Source organism: Formosa sejongensis, assembly GCF_033447105.1.
GTDB lineage: Bacteria > Bacteroidota > Bacteroidia > Flavobacteriales > Flavobacteriaceae > Formosa.
Window position 1 is genome coordinate 199,643 of the sequence record NZ_JAWQUN010000001.1, and the last position, 18,502, is coordinate 218,144.

Sequence of the window (18,502 nt, forward strand, 5' to 3'; positions counted from 1 at the left end):
ATCCAAACCTTGAGTAGTACACAAAAGTCTGTAAAGACACATTCCTTAATTTCAGATTTTAAAGAAATCACAAAGATGCGCTTGTCTTTAAGCGTGGTGTTTTCTTCAATTACTGGATACCTACTTGGCGTTGATACTGTAGATTTTAAAACCTTGGTATTATTAGCCTTTGGAGGTTACTTTATGGTTGGTGCTTCTAACGCATATAATCAAATTATAGAGAAAGATTTAGATGCTTTAATGGATCGGACTAAAGATCGTCCCGTACCAGCAGGAAGAATGTCTGTAAATACAGCGTTTATAATAGCAACTATATTTACAATTTCAGGTCTTGTCGTTTTATATACAATTAACCCTAAAACAGCGATGTTTGGGGCGATTTCCATATTTATTTATACCTGTGTGTACACACCTTTAAAAACAAAAACACCTTTATCGGTATTTGTTGGAGCAATTCCAGGCGCTATACCGTTTATGTTAGGTTGGGTTGCAGCCACAAATAATTTTGGTATAGAACCAGGCGTATTGTTTATGTGGCAATTTTTCTGGCAATTCCCACATTTTTGGGCAATAGGTTGGTTTTTATTCGACGATTACAAAAAAGGTGGTTTTTTCATGCTGCCAACAGGGAAACGAGATAAAGGAACAGCGGTACAAATTATATTGTATACCGTTTGGACCATTCTAGTATCCATTATACCAGCATTTGGAGTTACTGGACGATTGTTTTTAACACCATTAGCAGCCGTAATAGTATTCTTATTCGGATTAGTAATGCTATATTACGCCATTGTTTTATTTAAGAAAATGACGGCCCAAGCAGCAAAACAGTTAATGTTGGCAAGTGTGTCGTATATTACACTAATTCAAATTATTTACGTACTAGATAAATTTTTAAGATAATATGGATTTAACGGAAGGTACAATAGAAGAAAAAACAAACAGAGCAAAAAAAGTCATGCTTTGGTTCGGAATTATTTCCTTAATCATGTCTTTTGCAGGGTGGACAAGTGCATTTATTGTAAGTAGTCAACGACCAGATTGGTTAACAGATTTTCAACTGCCGCAAGCATTTTTAATTAGTACAATTTTAATTTTATTAAGTAGTGTGTCTTTCTATTTTGCTAAACAAGCACTTAAAAATGGAAGTAGACAAGCCACAACTTTACTATTATTCGTGACTTTAGGTCTAGGGATTGCATTTATTTTTAATCAGTTCGTAGGGTTCAAAGAAATTATAGAACAAGGGTATAATTTTACCGGGCCAACGAGTAATATAACCATGTCTTATGTGTATGTTATCGCTGTAATGCATATTCTACACGTAATTGTTGGGCTAATTTGCCTAATTGTTGTAATTTATAATCATTTTAAACAAAAGTATAGTCCTACGAATATGCTCGGGTTTGAACTCGCTGCGACATTCTGGCATTTCGTAGATTTCCTATGGGTTTACCTCTTTTTGTTTTTATATTTCTTTAAATAAATAATTTGTATATTTTTGACTAACCATAAAACCAAATAATTAATATGAATACTACAGTTGTAAATACTGGAACAGAAGGTAAAACTTGGGGAGGTGGTAACGAACCACTTCGCGTAAGTTATGGTAAAATGATGATGTGGTTTTTCATCGTTTCCGATGCCTTAACTTTCACAGGCTTTTTAGCAGCCTACGGATTTTCAAGATTTAAATTTATCGATTCATGGCCTATTGCAGATGAGGTGTTCACGCACGTTCCATTTTTGCATGGTCAGGATTTACCAATGATTTATGTTGCTTTTATGACATTTGTCTTAATTATGTCGTCTGTTACTATGGTACTTGCTGTAGATGCAGGACATCATTTAAACAAACAAAAAGTAACTATTTATATGTTTTTAACCATTATTGGTGGTTTAATTTTCGTTGGCTCTCAAGCTTGGGAATGGAAAACATTTATTACTGGCGAATATGGTGCAGTACAAACTCGCTCTGGTAATTTACTTCAATTTGTAGATACCGATGGAAATCGCGTTGCAATTAGCGATTTTGCAGTTTCAGATCATAACGTTAGAATACAACATGAAAATAAAGATGGACTTTGGTTTGTAGACGAGAGTACGCTTCCTGCATATACAGTTAACGAAGTTGTCAACGGTTTAAAAGCGAATGATAACATTTTAGTTAGAACAGAGCTTTTAACAGCAGAAGGACATAAAACAGTATTATCAAGATCTGAATCTTTAAGACAGTTAGAAGCTAATGGAAAATTAGTTGTGCAAGGTGCAAACCTTGTTGTAAACGAATATGGTAAGCCTATTTTTGCAGACTTCTTTTTCTTTATCACAGGATTCCACGGTTTTCACGTACTTTCGGGTGTAATTTTAAATATTATCATTTTCTTTAATGTTATTGTTGGAACTTACGAAAGAAGAAAGAATTACGAGATGGTCGAAAAAGTTGGACTGTATTGGCACTTTGTAGATTTAGTTTGGGTGTTTGTATTTACATTCTTCTACCTAGTTTAATATTAAGATATAATTTTCAAAAAAATGGCACACGCACATAAATTAGAAATATTTAGAGGGGCAATTAAATTTAAGTCCAACACCAATAAAATCTGGGGTGTATTAATTTTGTTATCTTTAATTACAGCTGTAGAAGTTGTTTTAGGTATTTACAAGCCAGGTTTCTTAATGGGGTATTTTGCTGGAATGAAAATTTTAAACTGGATTTTCATCATTTTAACCATTGTTAAAGCATATTACATTACTTGGGATTTCATGCACATGAGAGACGAAGCTCCGGGATTAAGACGTGCTGTTGTTTGGACAACAATATTCTTAATCTGTTATTTAACTTTTATATTATTAAAAGAAGGATCATATATCGAAGGTGTATATTCATCTGGATACATAACACACGACTTTTAACACACTTTTAGTGTTAAATCAAAGTATAAAGGCGGTTTATTAAACCGTCTTTTTTATTTTTGCACGATATTAGAAATTTGATTTCAAGTTTTTACTCAAATCCCAATTTATGAATGCAAAACGAATAAAAAGAAACGCGGTAATCGGTATCTTGTTTTTCCTTCCAGTAACCTTTTTATTGTTTTTGTATCCCGCAGAACATCATTATAATACATTAGATATTTTAAACTCTAATGTTACAGACCTTAACGGTTTTACTTCAGATACTGATGATGACATTCTTCTTGAAGATCATTTAACAGTAGTTGGATTCTTCGGGAAACATCCGCTAGAAAAAAGCACTACAGCTTTAAATTTAAAAGAACTAGTCTACGATAAATTTAAAGGTTTTAAAACCTTTCAAATTGTAATTATACTTCCAGAAGGTTCCGAAGCAGAAGCCAAGGAATTAAAAATAGAATTAATGCAGTATGAAGAGCTTAAGTATTGGCATTTCATATACGGGTCTCCAAATGCAATACATGCCGTTTACAACAGTTTAAATGTGCCTGATACGTTAGATGCCAATTTTGCAACCGACGATGTTTTTATTATAGATAAAGAATTAAATTTAAGAGGGCGTTTTGACGATAGAAGCGATAATGAGTTGGCGAATCAAACTGCGGCTTATTCTAAGTTCTCATACGATGCTATAAAAGTAGCAGATATAAAAAATAAAATGAGCGAAGATGTAAGAATTCTATTTACAGAGTATCGCCAAAAACGTAAAGGAAATTTCGATTCCACATCCAGAAGAGCAAACGATTTAAAAGGAACAGATGAGTAGTAAAACAAATTATTCGTACATAGGTATTGCCTTTATTATTTTAGTTTTCGGAATTATTTTTGTTCCTAAAATAGTAGATAGAATTAAAAATGGTGATGTGACGCGTAGTGACAGAATGAGCAATACGCCAGATAATCATTTTTCTAGTGATGATAAATTAATGTTTCTAGAGATTAACGGTGACGCTAAAAAAGTACCTGAATTTAGTTTTACAAATCAGGACGGAAAAACCATTTCTAATACCGACTATTTAGGAAAAGTATATGTTGTTGAATTTTTCTTTACAACCTGTCCAACCATTTGTCCAATAATGAATCAGAATTTGGTTCAAATTCAGGAGCGTTTTAAATCGATAGATAATTTTGGAGTAGCTTCTTTTACCATAAACCCAAGTCACGATACACCTGAGGTTTTAAAAGCTTACGCAGAAAAATATAAGATTACCAATCCGAATTGGAATTTAATGACAGGAGATCGCGATGCTATTTATAATTTAGCGAATCTTGGTTTCAATTTGTATACCGCAGAAGATCAAGCGGCATCCGGTGGGTTTGAACATTCAGGAAACTTTGCTTTAATAGATAAAAACGGATTTATAAGATCTAGAACAGATCAGTACGGTAATCCTAAAATCTATTATAGAGGAACCATTACAGAAAAGGATAAGTATGATGAAGAAGGTGAAGAAGAAGAGATAAGCATGCTTAAAGAAGATATTAAAAAACTATTAAATGAATAATTCAGAATACATCGTAAATACCGAAAAGGCTGCTAAATACAATAAATGGATTGTAGTTTTATCTATTGTAATTCCAGTTGCAGTTGCAATTCTATTTGGTGTCAAAATTCCAGATGTAGAACCGTTAGGATTTTTGCCTCCTATTTATGCCGCTACAAACGCTTTAACCGCCGTAGTTTTAATTATGGCTTTTTTAGCGATTAAAAAGAAAAATGTAAAACGACACGAGTTGCTAATAAAAATAGCAATATCGCTATCCGTTTTGTTTTTGGTGATGTATGTATCCTATCATATGACAAGTGATTCTACAACATTTGGTGGAGAAGGTGCTATAAAATACATCTACTATTTTATATTAATTACACACATCATTTTATCAATTATTGTAATTCCATTTGTTTTAATAACTTATGTTCGAGGTATAACAAACGATATTGTACGCCATAGAAAAATTGCTAAAATCACATTTCCATTGTGGTTATATGTTGCCGTAACCGGTGTTATAGTGTATCTTTTAATTTCTCCTTATTATAATTTCTAATGAAAAAAGCATACTTCATTTTATTGATTTTAGTTTTAGCTTTTAGTTTTACTGCAGAAGCGCAATGCGCCATGTGTAGAGCTGTTTTAGAAACAGAAGATGGCCAAGGCACAGCAAAAGGAATAAATGACGGTATTGTGTATTTAATGGCTGTTCCCTACATTTTAATTGCTGGGATAAGTTATGCGATGTATTTAAAATTCTTCCGAACTAAAAAATAATTTGCCTATTACTGTAACAATTTGCAAATAGAGTAGTCTTAATAATGGTTGTATATACCAAACCCTTAACAGTTTTTTAGTATATAATGTTTTGGGTTTTGTTTAACATTGCAATCAATAAGCTAGCTAATATGATTGAAATTAACGATTTACATAAATCTTATCACATGGGGAATAATACACTTCATGTGTTAAAAGGGATAAATTTTAGTGTGAAAGAAGGTGAACTCGTTTCCATAATGGGGTCTTCTGGATCTGGTAAATCTACGTTACTTAATATTCTAGGCATGCTTGATGAAGCCGATTCTGGTAGTTATACACTAGACGGTTTTCCGATTAAAAATTTAAACGAAAAGATTGCCGCGAACTACCGAAATAAATTCTTAGGATTTATATTTCAATCCTTCAATTTAATAAATTACAAATCTGCTTTAGACAATGTTGCAATGCCTTTATACTACCAAGGTATGAAACGAAAAGAGCGTATTGAAAAAGCAGCGCATTATTTAGAAAAAGTAGGTTTAGCAGATTGGTCTCACCATTTGCCAAACGAAATGTCTGGAGGTCAAAAACAACGTGTAGCCATTGCAAGAGCTTTAGCTAGTGATCCAAAAGTGCTTTTAGCCGATGAACCTACTGGTGCATTAGATACCAAAACATCGTACGAAGTTATGGATCTTATTCAAGGTATTAATGAAGAAGGAAAAACCATTCTAATTGTAACTCACGAGCCAGATATAGCACAAATGACTAAGCGTATTGTGAATTTAAAAGATGGCTTAATTATTAATGATACCAAGGTTGAACAAGTTAGAGCGATAACAAATGTTTGATATTGAACGCTGGCAAGAAATATTTGAAACCTTAAGAATGAATAAGTTAAGAACGTTCCTTACGGGACTTTCTGTGGCTTCTGGTATTTTTATTTTAGTTATTTTATTGGGTTTCAGTAAAGGCATTCAAAATGGAGTAACGTCTCAGTTTGAGCGTGATGCATCTAATTTAATTAGTCTTAGATCTGGTACAACAACCAAGGAATACAAAGGTTTAAATCCAGGGCGTGAAATTCAATTTAAAAATAACGACTTCAATACGCTATCTACAAAATACGCCGATAATATTGAACATAAATCATCCTTTTATACGATTTGGGGAGGATTAGTAAACTATAAAAATGAATCTGGTAGTTATAGAATTCAAGGTATTCTTCCTGGTAATCAGTATATAGAAAATGCAGATATCGGGCAAGGACGTTTTATTAATTATTCTGATGTAGAAGGTGCTAAAAAAGTGGCTGTTATCGGTAATCGTGTAAAAAAGGATTTGTTTAAAGATGAAGATCCTATCAATAAAGAAATTTCTATCTACGGTATTAGTTATAAGGTTGTTGGTGTCTTTTTCGATCCGGGAGGTGAGCGCGATGAGAGTAAAGTCTTTCTACCATTAGCATCTGCACAGCGTGCATTTAATGGTGCAGATACCATAAGAAATATGATGTTTACCATTAAAATGTCTGATGATTTTAATACCGCAGTCGCAGAGTCTGAAGCGATTACAGCTGCCATGTTAAACGATTTACAACAAAAACATATCGTATCTCCAGAAGATACAAATGCCATTCGTGTGTATAATACGATGGAAGAAGCTAAGAAAATTTATTCGCTTATTGCGACTATTTCAGGAGTATTTTGGTTTGTTGGTATAGGTACAATAATAGCTGGTGTAGTAGGGGTAGGAAACATTATGCTTATTATCGTAAAAGAGCGTACCAAGGAAATTGGAATACGAAAAGCATTAGGAGCACAACCGATGTCTATTGTGGGGATGATTCTTCAAGAATCGATTTTTGTAACCATGTTTTCAGGATTATTTGGATTAATTCTCGGACTCGGTTTGTTAGAAATTGTAGGTCCTTTAATAGAAAGTGATTTTATAAAATATCCTCAAGTAGATTTTAATACAGCTATAGCTACAGTTTTTATTCTGGTACTTGCAGGTGCTTTAGCAGGTTTTTTTCCAGCGTATCGTGCGGCACAAATAAAACCAATAATAGCTTTAAGAGACGAATAGTATGTTTAGTAAAGACAGATGGGATGAAATATTGGAAGCCTTAAGTGCAAATAAGTTTAGAACTTTTTTAACTGCTTTTGGTGTTTTTTGGGGGATTGCAATTTTGGTTTTGTTATTGGCGCTAACTAACGGATTACGAAATGGTGTTACTGCCGATTTTGGAAATTTTGCAACAAACTCCATGTTTATGTGGACACAGCAGACTTCAATTTCGTACAAAGGGTTACCAAAAGGAAGAAGATTTAATTATAAGTTAGCAGATGTTGAAGCCTTAAAAGCACAAATTCCAGAACTTAAATATGTGTCACCAAGATTGCAATTAGGCGATTATAATGGTGCAAATAATGTTACTCGAGGCACAAAAGCAGGTGCTTTTCAAGTGTATGGCGATTATCCGGAATATATAAATCAACAACCTATGGATATTACCAGTGGGCGTTTTATAAGTTATTCAGATATAAATGCCAATCGTAAATCTTGTGTTATTGGGACTGATGTTATTAAAGGACTTTATGATAAAGATGAAGATGCGCTAGGAACGTATATTAAAATCAATGGTGTAAACTTTATGGTGGTTGGTACGTTTAAAGCAAGCAATTCACAAGGCGATCAAGAAGAGGATGCAAATACTATTTATGTGCCATTCACAGCGTTTGGTCAAGCCTTTAATAGTGGTGACGATGTGGGTTGGATGGCAATTACTGGTCAAGACGGTATAAGTATTACAGACTTGAAACCTAGAATTTTCGATATTATTAAGTCTAGACATACAATTGATCCTAATGACGATAGAGCCATCGGGAATTTTGATTTATCTGAAGCCTTTGGTCGTGTAAATGGGTTATTCTCAATATTAGGTTTTGTAGGCTATTTTGTAGGCGCACTGGTTTTAATGTCTGGTATTATTGGTATTAGTAATATCATGCTTATTGTGGTTAAAGAACGTACCAAAGAGATTGGAGTTCGTCGTGCTTTGGGGGCAACACCTTGGAGTATAAAATCACAAATTTTACAAGAGAGTTTACTCCTAACTATAGCTTCTGGTATGGTAGGTATTTCGTTTGCTGCCGGAGTGATTTGGATAATGAATTATATTTTAGATAATAATGGTCCTGTAGATAACTTTGCAAACCCAAGCGTAAGCATGTCGGTAGTATTTACAGCCTTATTTATATTAGTTGTATCTGGATTATTAGCGGGATTAATTCCTGCAAATAGTGCCACAAAAATGAAACCCGTAGACGCGTTAAGAATTGATTAAAAAAGTAAAGAATTAACATACATGAAAAGAACATCAACCGTAATCGTATTAATCCTAATTGTTGTAATTTTTGCAATATCTCTGTTTTATTTATGGAAGAAAAATCAGGAAGATCCAATTACCTACACTACAGATGTACCGGTAGAGCAAACTATTATTGTAAAAACAGTGGCCACTGGTAAAATTGTTCCGAAAGAGGAAGTGCTTATTAAACCAAACATATCTGGTGTAATCGAAGAGATTTATATTGAAGCTGGTGAATATGTGAAATCAGGCGATTTAATTGCCAAAATTCGTGTTATCCCAAATGTTTCTTCTTTAACGAGTGCAAAAAACAGCATCTCATCTAATGAAACAGCTTTACAAACAGCAAAAATTAATTTAGAAACTCAAGAGTCTAATTATCAAAGACAAAAAACATTGTTTGATAAAGGCGTGATTTCAGAAAATGATTTTGAAGGAATTAAAAACACCTATTTACAAACTAAACAAGCTGTTGCACAAGCCCAAATAAATGTAACGTCTGCAAAACAAAATTTCGATATTATAAAAACAGGAACCACTTCTGGATTAGGTAATATTGCACAAACATTAATTAGATCTACCGTTTCTGGTATGGTCTTAGATGTGCCAGTCAAAGCAGGAAACCAAGTTATTGAAGCGAATAACTTTAATGAGGGAACCTCGATTGCGTCCTTAGCCGATGTTAGTAAAATGATTTTTGAAGGAAAGGTTGATGAAAGTGAAGTAGGGAAAATTAAAGAAGACTTACCATTAGAAATAACCATAGGAGCTATTGAAAACAAGAAATTTGATGCAATCTTAGATTATATAGCACCACAAGGTGTAGAGGAAAATGGGGCTATTCAATTTGAAATTAAAGGAAGTCTAAAAAAGATGGACGATACCTTTATCCGTGCAGGATTAAGTGCTAATGCGTCAATTATTTTAGAGAAAGTAGAAAATGTTTTAGCAATAAAAGAAGCCTTGGTGCAATACGATGATAAAACGAAACTACCTTTTGTAGAAGTGGAAGAGGGCGATCAAAAATTCGTTAGAAAGGATGTGGAGTTAGGAATTAGCGACGGGATTTTTGTACAAGTAATAAGCGGAATTTCGAAGGATGATAAAATTAAAGTTTGGAATCAAATTCAAGGAACTCCAAAATATGCTCAATAAATTAACAATTGTGTGTAACACTTTTAACTATTTTTAGACTGATAATGTAATTATGAAAAAAATAACACTTTTAGGCTTTTTTCTTTTTAGCGTAATATCTATTTACGCACAAGATAATAAGCAATGGACTATCGAAGCCTGCGTAAATTATGCGTTAGAGAATAATATTTCCATTAAGCAATCGGAATTAGATACCAAATTGGCGGATATTGATAAATCGCAAGCGGTAATGAACTTTTTGCCTACATTAAATGCGAACACATCGTTTAGTATTAATACAGGGGCTAACATTAACCCGGCTACAAATCAGTTCGAGAATCAAACGTTTCAATCTGCAAATGGTGGTGTAAATACCGGAATTAATTTATTTTCAGGGTTAGAAAACTGGAAAAGATTACAACGTTCAAAAATAAATAGCATTGCTTCACAATATCAATTAGATAAAATGAAGGACGATATTTCAATTTTTGTTGCTAATGCTTTTGTTCAAATTTTATACAATAAAGAACAAATTAAAGTTTTAGAATCGCAGAACAAAATTACTAAAGAGAATTTGGAGCGTACCAAGGAATTGGTAGATGCAGGAGTATTACCACAAGGTGATATGTTAGAAATAAAAGCGACAGATGCAACCCAAATACAACAAATTATAGCAGCCGAAAATGATTTGTTTATTTCAAAAATAGGCTTGGCTCAATTATTACAAATTGAAGATTATAAGACTTTTGATATTGCAGATGCAGATTATGGTTTATTCCCTGATTCTATTTTAGATGAAGATGCTTCAACCATTATTGCTAAAGCTAAAGAAGAAGTTTACGATGTTAAAGTAGCAGAGTCTAATTTACAATTAGCAGAAAAGGATTTAGAACTTACAAAAACACAATATTATCCTCAATTAAGTGCTTATATGGGATATAGTACACGTTGGGCAAGTACAACAGTCGATCCTATAACGGGTAATGAGATGGGTTTTATGGATCAGTTATCTACCTTTGATGGAACATCTTTTGGAGTACAACTTAGTGTACCTATTTTTAATGGTTTAGCTGTAAGAAATAATGTAAGACGCAGCCAGGTAAATGTAGAACGCTCTCAATATTTATTAGAGCAAGCAAATTTAGATTTAGAATCGCAAGTATACCAAGCATATAACGATGCTAAAAATGCAAGAAAATCTTACGAAGCTGCAACGCAAACTGCTGAAGCTAGAAAGTTAGCTTTCGAGTATGCAGAAGAGCGTTATACAGTAGGATTAACAAATGCTTTCGATTTTAGTCAGGCGTCAATTAATTTTGAAAATGCACAATCTGATGTCGTTAGAACTAAATACGAATATATTTTTAAAATAAAAGTTTTAGAATTCTATTTCGGAATTCCAATCGATCAAATAAATTACAACTAAACCATGAACAAGAAAAAGTTAATTCTTATTATTTCAATAATTGTAGTGCTTCTCGCGTTGCTTGTCTTCGGAAAGAAAGCAGGTTGGTTTGGTAAGCAAGCAAATTTTAAGGAAGTAGAAACTAAAGAGCTTTCAACATTAACTATTATTGAAACCGTTTCTGCAACAGGTAAAATTCAACCAGAAATAGAAGTTAAATTATCTAGTGAAGTCTCTGGAGAAATTATCGAATTACCTGTACGTGAAGGTCAGGAAATTAAAAAAGGAGATTTGCTAGTTAAGATTAATCCAGATATTTATCAATCTAGTTTAAATCGTTCGCAAGCGACACTACAGAATGCAAAAGCAGGTTTAGATCAGGCTCAAGCATCTTTAAAGGAAGCTAAAGCAAGCTACGAAAGGAATAAAACGTTATTCGATAAAGGTATAATTTCTAAAGCAGATTGGGATAAAGCTATTTCAGGTTATGAAGTTGCCGAAGCGTCAAAATCTTCTGCATATTATAATGTGCAAAGTGCCGGAGCGACTGTTAATGAAGCAAACGATAATTTAAACAGAACAACTATTTTTTCGCCAATGAGCGGAACAATTTCTAAGTTAGATGCAGAATTGGGAGAGCGTGTTGTCGGAACTCAGCAAATGGCTGGTACCGAAATTATGCGTGTTGCCAACTTAAATAACATGGAAGTTGAGGTTGATGTAAATGAAAATGATATTGTTAAAGTTAATATTGGAGATTCTACAATTGTTGAAGTCGACGCCTACTTGAAAAAAGAATTTAAAGGTGTTGTTACTGAAATTGCAAATTCTGCAGATGGAACATTAACTTCAGACCAAGTCACTAATTTTAAAGTAAAGGTTAGAATTCTAGAAGAATCTTATCAAGATTTAGTAGTCGGTAAACCAAAATCGTTTTCGCCTTTCCGTCCTGGAATGACAGCTACAGTAGATATTATTACTAAGAAGCGTAAAGATATTATAGGCGTGCCAATTAGTGCTATTGTTATTAAAAACGATACCACAACCTCTAAAACGGAGACACCAAAAGAGATCTCGTCTTCAACAGAAAAATTTGAATGTGTTTTTGTAAAAGATGGAGAACTTGCTAAGCTAAGAGTTGTTAAAACTGGAATTCAAGATAATTCTAATATTGAAATTATTTCAGGATTAAAAGAAGGTGATCTAGTGATTATAGGCCCTTACAATATGGTAACCAAAACGCTTAAAAGCGGAGATAAGGTTGGTTTAAAAACAGAAGAAAGTAAAACAGAAGAGTAATTTAAAGGAATCATATACAGTGGCATTACTATTAAATATAGAAACAGCAACAACAAACTGTTCGGTCTCATTATCTAAGGATGGTGAGACTTTTGCTTTAAAAGAAGATAATGATAAAGGCTATTCGCATGCCGAAAGACTTCACGTTTATATTAAAGCATTATTAGACGAAAATAATATTAAAACATCGCAATTAGATGCCATAGCCATTAGTAAAGGCCCTGGTTCTTATACCGGTTTAAGAATTGGAGTTTCTGCGGCAAAAGGTCTCTGCTTTGCTTTAGATAAGCCTTTAATTTCGGTGTCGACTTTAGAAGCGCTAGCCTATCAAGTAAAAACAACAGAAGGTGTAATTGTGCCTATGTTAGATGCACGACGTATGGAAGTATATGCTTCGGTTTTTGATGCTAACTATAAAGAAATACGCGAGATTAAAGCCGAAATTTTAGATGAACATTCTTATGAATTTTATCTAGAACAAGGAAAAGTGTATTTTGTGGGTAATGGTGTAGAAAAAACGAAAACCATTATTAATCACCCGAATGCCATATTTGTAGAAGATAAATTGCCTTCAGCAAGAGAAATGGGAGCTTTAGCCGATTTGAAGTACAAAAAAAGCGACACCGAAGATGTCGCTTATTTTGAACCTTATTATCTAAAAGATTTTGTGGCTCTAAAGCCGAAAGCTAAATAATTAACCTTGTTTTTGTATTTCAACAGAATGTGGATAAGGAATTTCAATTCCAGCTGCATCAAGGTCTAATTTAATAGTTTCTGTGTTTTCGAAATGAACTGTCCAGTAGTCTGCGTTTTTAACCCAACCTCTAACTACAAAGTTTACAGAGCTGTCTGCTAGTTCGTTAACGGCTACCATAGGTGCAGGATCTTTTAAAACTTTAGGATTAGATGTTAAAACGTTCATTAAAACTTCCTTAGTTTTCTTAATATCATCATCGTAGCTCACACCCACAACCATGTCTAAACGAATTAAATCGTTAGCACTATAATTTGTAATATTACTATTAGATAATGGTCCGTTAGGAACTATAACCTTACGATTTTGAGGGGTTGATAATGTGGTAGTGAATATTTTAATTTCTTTTACAGTTCCAGATTCACCACTTCCTGTGATGTAATCTCCAACTTTAAAAGGTTTAAATAATAAAATTAATACGCCTCCAGCAAAGTTAGCAAGTGAGCCTTGTAAAGCTAAACCAATGGCTAAACCGGCAGCAGCAATAATGGCAGCAAACGATGTCGTAGGAATGCCTAAAGTTCCCAAAATTGTGATAATTAATAATATTTTTAACCCCCAATTAATTAGGTTAGATAAAAAACCTTGCAAGCTTTCGTCATAGCCACCTTTGGCCATTATTTTCGTTGAAGTCTTTCTTAATTTATTAATAATCCAAGAACCAATAATCCAAATTAATATTGCTCCAATAATTTTTAATCCGTATTCTAGGCCTAATTCAACCCACTTTTCTGTGTCAATGTTTTCTAAATCCATATTTTATGATAATTAATTTTTATAATACAAAACTAAAAAAACTGAGCAAAATACATGTTCTTTCTAGTTGAAAAAATTAATATTTTAAGTTTAGTTAAAAAAAACGCACAACTTTAATTAAAGTTGTGCGTTTTTTTTAGAAATTATATTTGAATATCATTAACTGATTTCAAATGTAATTTTTAAGTTTACTCTAAACTGATTCAATTCACCGTCTTTAACGGTTACGCTTTGTTCTTTTACGTAAACAGATTTAATATTTTTCACTGTTTTGGAAGCTTCTTTTACAGCTTTTTTAGTTGCATCTTCCCAACTTGTATCAGAACTCGATAACACTTCAATAACTTTTAATATAGACATAATTATAATTTTATTGATTTATATAAAGTTACAAATTGTCTGATTAAAAGTCTGATAATGAATTGTTAAAATGTGTTATCCGTTTATTGCTTCTACAACTTCTACTTTGTCTTTTAGCATTTCTTTCAGCATGTTTTCAATTCCGTTTTTTAAAGTAAAAGTTGAAGAAGGACATCCGCTACAAGCACCTTGAAGAATAACTTTTACAGTCTTGGTATTTGCATCATAGGATTGAAATTGAATATTTCCACCGTCACTTGCTACTGCAGGTTTAATGTATTCTTCTAAAATATTTATAATTTCTTTTGAAATATCGTCTAATGCTTCAAAATTTTCATCGATTTGTGGTGTTGTCTTTCCTAATGTTTCAGTTGCCTCAGGAAGAACAACGTCTTTACCTTGTTCTATAAAACCGCGTATAAATTCACGTAAATCTAATGTGATATCTTCCCATTCAGCAACATCATACTTTGTTATGGAGACGTAATTCTCGTCTATAAAAATACTTTTAACAAATGGAAAATGGAATAATTCTGATGCTAAAGGAGATAGTTTGGCTTCGTCTATAGATGTGAATTCAAACATAGCTGCTACCAGTTTTTTGTTTGCTACAAACTTCTGTACCGCTGGATTTGGCGTACTTTCTGCATAAACCGTAACTGCCGATTTCTTTGGTTTGGTATCTTCTAATACGATAACACCGTCATTATTTAAGTAATCTTCTATTTGCGTAGCAACTTCTTTTTGGACATCAGCCCATTCTACAATGTTAAAACGTTCTACAGCTATAAAATTTGCCGAGATATACACTTTTTTAACAAATGGTAAGTAAAATAATTGCTGAGCTAAAGGTGAGTTTTTCGCTTCGTCTATATTTTGAAACTCAAAACTTTGATATTTGGTTATAAATTGATTTAATTCAAATTTTATTATAGCTGGATTGGTAGTTTCTTGTACAGTAACACTAAATGTTTTCATTTTAAAAATTTTTACAAAAATAATAAAACTAAATTTCAGTTATGTAGTAATAAGTCTTAAATTAAGGGGTGTTAAAAAGAACATTTTTTTTATTAAATTTTGTAATAATATAATTTTTGTAAGGTTTATCTATTTAAAATGATTTAATTGCAAATTAAACGCGGTCATAATACAGTAATTCGTAAAATTCGAGTTGAGATGATTGTTTAATTTATTTGGAAATACATATTTCTATCTCCCTAAAGGAAATATATAACGTCCACTTGTACTAATAGCTAACTATATTAACAACATGAGTTTTAGGATTTCTAGACTACTTCTTTTTTTTTTAATGATAACACCTTTGTGTAATGCCCAAGAAGGATTACCCATTTATTCAGACTACTTAACAGATAATTATTATTTAATTTTTCCATCGATGGCCGGTGTAGCTAATTGCGCAAAATTTCGATTGACTTCTAGACAGCAATGGGTAGGGCAAGATGATGCTCCTAGATTAATGACAGCGAGTGTAAATAGTAGAATAGGAGATTCTCCTTCTGCAGTTGGAGCCATTTTATATTCCGATAAGAATGGTTACCATTCACAAAATGGAGGTTATGTAACTTATGCCCACCATTTAATGTTTTCTAGAAATGAGATTGATTTAAATATGTTGTCTTTTGGTTTAAGTGCTGGTTTTATACAATATAGATTAGACGAATCAGAATTCTTATCTGCTGGTTTTGATCCCATTATTTCAGGAATTCAACAAAGTTCTACCAATTTTAATATAGATTTTGGTATGTCTTATCATTTTGTAAATGCATACCTGCATGCTACAGTTAAGAATGTTTTGAAAAATGATGGTATTAATAATGATATTGAAATAACGAACAATTTAAGACGGTACATATTTGCTGTCGGGAATGTATTCGATATGAAACGTGAGGGTTTGTCTTTAGAGCCTTCAATTTTAGCTCAGTACGAAGAAGGTACAAATGCAACGACTTTAGATTTCAATTTAAAAATGTACCAAGATTTTGAAAAAGCCAAGATGTATTTCGGTATTTCCTACAGACAAAGTTTAGATGGTACAAAATATTTAGACGGTTCCGGCGAGAGCGAGCAAAAGTCACAATATATATCCCCTTTGGTAGGATTTAATTATAAACAATTTGTTTTTGCTTATACGTATAGTTATCAAGCGAATGCTGTAGTGTTGAATAATGGTGGATTTCATATGTTTTCTTTAGGTTATAATTTTAATTGTAGAAAGATTAAATATCAGTGCGATTGCCCTTCAGTTAAGTAACTTTGTATTAAAATTTATATTATGATTATTAAATCCGTAAACGGACACACTCCACAAATTCCAGACGATTGTTTTATTGCAGAAAATGCCACTATAGTGGGAGAAGTAAGCATGGGAAAAAATTGTAGTATTTGGTATAACGCAGTATTAAGAGGTGATGTTCATTTTATTAAAATGGGAGATAAAGTAAATGTTCAAGATGGAGCAGTTATTCATGCTACCTATCAAAAATCTCCAACTACAATTGGTAATAATGTGTCTATTGGGCATAATGCTTTAGTGCATGGTTGTACTATTCACGATAATGTTTTAATAGGCATGGGTAGTATTGTAATGGACGATTGTATTATAGAAAGTAATTCTATTATTGCTGCAGGTGCGGTTGTCACCAAAAATACGATTGTTAAATCTGGTAGTATTTATGCAGGTGTTCCTGCTAAGAAAGTAAAAGATATTAGTGAGGAATTAATTTCTGGTGAAATAAATAGAATAGCAGACAACTATGTGAAATATTCTAGTTGGTATAAAGAAGAAAATTAGAACCTCAGAAATTCTACTAAGTATTTTTTATTTAAAAGATCATACATAACTTCAGTAGAAGCATTAGTATAAAACTGGTGTTTTGCTGAAGTTGTTTGTGTATTTAATATATTTTGTTGCGTTAACACCAATTTAGTTTGTCGTGCAACAGCCTCCCCAGAATCTATAATTTTTACATGTTTTGGTAACATCTCTAAAAGTAAAGGGAGCAGATAAGGGTAGTGGGTACATCCTAAAACCAAATAGTCTATGTTAGCATCTATCATAGGTTTTAGGTGGGTTTTAAGTAATACCTTCATTTCGTTACTTAACGTTTTTCCTGCTTCAATTAGAGGCACAATTCCTTCGCCAATTTGTTCTATAACCTGAACATCATTTCTGTATAAATTTGTTGTATTGTGAAATAATTCACTGCTTAGGGTCCCTTTTGTAGCTAATATACCAACAGCTCTTGTTTTACTGTTTAAAGAGGCAGGTTTAATAGCAGGTTCTATACCTACAAATGGAATGTTATAAGCGTTTCTTAGTGCAGTTATAGCATTTGTAGTTGCAGTATTACAGGCGACAACAATAAGTTTACAATTAAGGCTTAAAAGGAACTCCGTATTTTTAATGCTTAATTGAAGGATATCTTCAGGAGATTTGTTACCATAAGGGGCATTAGCACTATCGGCTAAATAGATGGTATTTTCATTAGGAAGGAGCGCTTCTATTTCTTTAAAAACGGAAGTGCCTCCTACACCAGAATCGAATATGCCAATTGGTTGTGTACTCATAATTCCAAAAATAAAAAAAGCCGCTTTATAAAAAGCAGCTTTTTTAATATTCTTAACGTTGTTAAATTAGAAACCTAATTCTTTTTTAACAGATACTAATAAATCAGTTCCATCGGCCATGATAACACCACCACCTTGCGAAGCATCTAATACATATTGAAAACCTTGTGCTCTTGCAACTTTTAATATAGCAGCTTTAGCTCTTTCTGTAATAGGCTTTAATAAATCTACTTCTTTTTGTTGCATATCTTTTTGTGCTTGTTGTTGGTACTGACGGATGTTTTGTTCCATTGTTTGTACCTCTTGAACACGTTTAGCATTTTCTTCTTGAGTTTTTGTAGCAGACTCAGCGTCGTATTGCTTTACTTTAGTATCAAGTTCAGTTGCCATATTTTTAATATCAGCCTCATAGGTTTTTCCTAATTTCTCCATTTGTGCTTGTGCAGATTTCATTTCTGGCATTGAAGAAACTAATTCTTGAGTATTAATATGTGCAATTTTACTTTGTGCTTGTACAAAAGATGATGCGCCAATAAATAAAGCTGTTGCTATTAAAAGTGTTTTAATTTGTTTCATTTTTAAAGTATTAAATTTGTGTTATAAATTTT

22 protein-coding genes are annotated in these 18,502 nt (G+C 32.7%); 17 read left to right on the plus strand and 5 right to left on the minus strand.

Annotation, left to right across the window (positions count from 1 at the left end; translation table 11 throughout):
- Nucleotides 1-9: 9 nt before the first annotated feature.
- From cyoE to tsaB, 15 genes are all read left to right on the plus strand, one after another.
- Nucleotides 10-903 carry a heme o synthase gene (cyoE, locus tag R6X41_RS00780; protein WP_318496753.1) on the plus strand — a complete coding sequence of 298 codons (894 nt, stop codon included), beginning with the start codon at nucleotides 10-12 and terminating at the stop codon, nucleotides 901-903.
- A gap of 1 nt (nucleotide 904) precedes the next feature.
- Nucleotides 905-1,486 carry a cytochrome c oxidase subunit 3 gene (locus tag R6X41_RS00785; RefSeq protein WP_318496754.1) on the plus strand — a complete coding sequence of 194 codons (582 nt, stop codon included), beginning with the start codon at nucleotides 905-907 and terminating at the stop codon, nucleotides 1,484-1,486.
- 44 nt (nucleotides 1,487-1,530) lie between these two features.
- On the plus strand, nucleotides 1,531-2,511 hold the full coding sequence (locus tag R6X41_RS00790; protein ID WP_318496755.1) for a cytochrome c oxidase subunit 3: 981 nt from the start codon (nucleotides 1,531-1,533) through the stop codon (nucleotides 2,509-2,511).
- A 24-nt stretch (nucleotides 2,512-2,535) separates the two neighbouring features.
- The gene (locus R6X41_RS00795) at nucleotides 2,536-2,916 is read left to right on the plus strand and encodes a cytochrome C oxidase subunit IV family protein (protein WP_318496756.1); all 381 of its coding nucleotides are present in this window, start codon (nucleotides 2,536-2,538) and stop codon (nucleotides 2,914-2,916) included.
- Nucleotides 2,917-3,025: 109 nt separating this feature from the next.
- Nucleotides 3,026-3,742 (plus strand): hypothetical protein, encoded by a 717-nt coding sequence (locus tag R6X41_RS00800; protein WP_318496757.1) that lies wholly within the window; start codon nucleotides 3,026-3,028, stop codon nucleotides 3,740-3,742.
- The gene (locus tag R6X41_RS00805; protein WP_318496758.1) at nucleotides 3,735-4,481 is read left to right on the plus strand and encodes an SCO family protein; all 747 of its coding nucleotides are present in this window, start codon (nucleotides 3,735-3,737) and stop codon (nucleotides 4,479-4,481) included. The genes R6X41_RS00800 and R6X41_RS00805 overlap by 8 nt, the downstream gene beginning before the upstream one ends.
- A complete protein-coding gene (locus R6X41_RS00810) occupies nucleotides 4,474-5,022 on the plus strand; it encodes a DUF420 domain-containing protein (protein WP_318496759.1) in 549 nt (182 codons plus the stop codon). Before R6X41_RS00805 ends, R6X41_RS00810 begins: the two co-directional genes overlap by 8 nt.
- Nucleotides 5,022-5,243, plus strand: a complete 222-nt coding sequence (locus R6X41_RS00815; RefSeq protein ID WP_318496760.1) for a hypothetical protein — start codon at nucleotides 5,022-5,024, stop codon at nucleotides 5,241-5,243. Before R6X41_RS00810 ends, R6X41_RS00815 begins: the two co-directional genes overlap by 1 nt.
- A 131-nt stretch (nucleotides 5,244-5,374) precedes the next feature.
- On the plus strand, nucleotides 5,375-6,076 hold the full coding sequence (locus R6X41_RS00820) for an ABC transporter ATP-binding protein (protein WP_318496761.1): 702 nt from the start codon (nucleotides 5,375-5,377) through the stop codon (nucleotides 6,074-6,076).
- Nucleotides 6,069-7,313: an ABC transporter permease gene (locus R6X41_RS00825; protein ID WP_318496762.1), complete on the plus strand. Its 1,245-nt coding sequence runs from the start codon at nucleotides 6,069-6,071 to the stop codon at nucleotides 7,311-7,313. The genes R6X41_RS00820 and R6X41_RS00825 overlap by 8 nt, the downstream gene beginning before the upstream one ends.
- A gap of 1 nt (nucleotide 7,314) precedes the next feature.
- Nucleotides 7,315-8,574, plus strand: coding sequence for an ABC transporter permease (locus tag R6X41_RS00830; protein ID WP_318496763.1), 1,260 nt, complete (start codon nucleotides 7,315-7,317; stop codon nucleotides 8,572-8,574).
- 21 nt (nucleotides 8,575-8,595) lie between these two features.
- The gene (locus R6X41_RS00835) at nucleotides 8,596-9,753 is read left to right on the plus strand and encodes an efflux RND transporter periplasmic adaptor subunit (protein WP_318496764.1); all 1,158 of its coding nucleotides are present in this window, start codon (nucleotides 8,596-8,598) and stop codon (nucleotides 9,751-9,753) included.
- A 52-nt stretch (nucleotides 9,754-9,805) separates the two neighbouring features.
- A complete protein-coding gene (locus R6X41_RS00840) occupies nucleotides 9,806-11,158 on the plus strand; it encodes a TolC family protein (RefSeq protein ID WP_318496765.1) in 1,353 nt (450 codons plus the stop codon).
- A 3-nt stretch (nucleotides 11,159-11,161) separates the two neighbouring features.
- Nucleotides 11,162-12,436 carry an efflux RND transporter periplasmic adaptor subunit gene (locus R6X41_RS00845; protein WP_318496766.1) on the plus strand — a complete coding sequence of 425 codons (1,275 nt, stop codon included), beginning with the start codon at nucleotides 11,162-11,164 and terminating at the stop codon, nucleotides 12,434-12,436.
- 19 nt (nucleotides 12,437-12,455) lie between these two features.
- The gene (gene tsaB, locus R6X41_RS00850) at nucleotides 12,456-13,130 is read left to right on the plus strand and encodes a tRNA (adenosine(37)-N6)-threonylcarbamoyltransferase complex dimerization subunit type 1 TsaB (RefSeq protein ID WP_318496767.1); all 675 of its coding nucleotides are present in this window, start codon (nucleotides 12,456-12,458) and stop codon (nucleotides 13,128-13,130) included.
- Here tsaB and R6X41_RS00855 read toward each other — a convergent pair whose 3' ends face one another.
- From R6X41_RS00855 to R6X41_RS00865, 3 genes are all read right to left on the minus strand, one after another.
- Nucleotides 13,131-13,946: a mechanosensitive ion channel family protein gene (locus tag R6X41_RS00855; RefSeq protein ID WP_318496768.1), complete on the minus strand. Its 816-nt coding sequence runs from the start codon at nucleotides 13,944-13,946 to the stop codon at nucleotides 13,131-13,133.
- Between the two features lie 159 nt (nucleotides 13,947-14,105).
- Nucleotides 14,106-14,306: a dodecin family protein gene (locus R6X41_RS00860; protein ID WP_318496769.1), complete on the minus strand. Its 201-nt coding sequence runs from the start codon at nucleotides 14,304-14,306 to the stop codon at nucleotides 14,106-14,108.
- Between the two features lie 75 nt (nucleotides 14,307-14,381).
- Nucleotides 14,382-15,284: a NifU family protein gene (locus tag R6X41_RS00865; protein WP_318496770.1), complete on the minus strand. Its 903-nt coding sequence runs from the start codon at nucleotides 15,282-15,284 to the stop codon at nucleotides 14,382-14,384.
- A 292-nt stretch (nucleotides 15,285-15,576) separates the two neighbouring features.
- On the opposite strand from R6X41_RS00865, the gene R6X41_RS00870 reads away from it, so the two are divergent.
- Nucleotides 15,577-16,578, plus strand: coding sequence for a PorP/SprF family type IX secretion system membrane protein (locus R6X41_RS00870; RefSeq protein WP_318496771.1), 1,002 nt, complete (start codon nucleotides 15,577-15,579; stop codon nucleotides 16,576-16,578).
- 18 nt (nucleotides 16,579-16,596) lie between these two features.
- Nucleotides 16,597-17,118 (plus strand): gamma carbonic anhydrase family protein, encoded by a 522-nt coding sequence (locus tag R6X41_RS00875; RefSeq protein ID WP_318497031.1) that lies wholly within the window; start codon nucleotides 16,597-16,599, stop codon nucleotides 17,116-17,118.
- Here R6X41_RS00875 and murI read toward each other — a convergent pair.
- Both murI and R6X41_RS00885 read right to left on the minus strand, forming a co-directional pair.
- Complete coding sequence (gene murI / locus R6X41_RS00880) at nucleotides 17,115-17,894, minus strand: glutamate racemase (protein WP_318496772.1); 780 nt, start codon at nucleotides 17,892-17,894, stop codon at nucleotides 17,115-17,117. The two genes, R6X41_RS00875 and murI, sit on opposite strands and share 4 nt — an antisense overlap.
- 66 nt (nucleotides 17,895-17,960) lie before the next feature.
- On the minus strand, nucleotides 17,961-18,470 hold the full coding sequence (locus tag R6X41_RS00885) for an OmpH/Skp family outer membrane protein (protein WP_318496773.1): 510 nt from the start codon (nucleotides 18,468-18,470) through the stop codon (nucleotides 17,961-17,963).
- Nucleotides 18,471-18,502 lie beyond the last annotated feature (32 nt).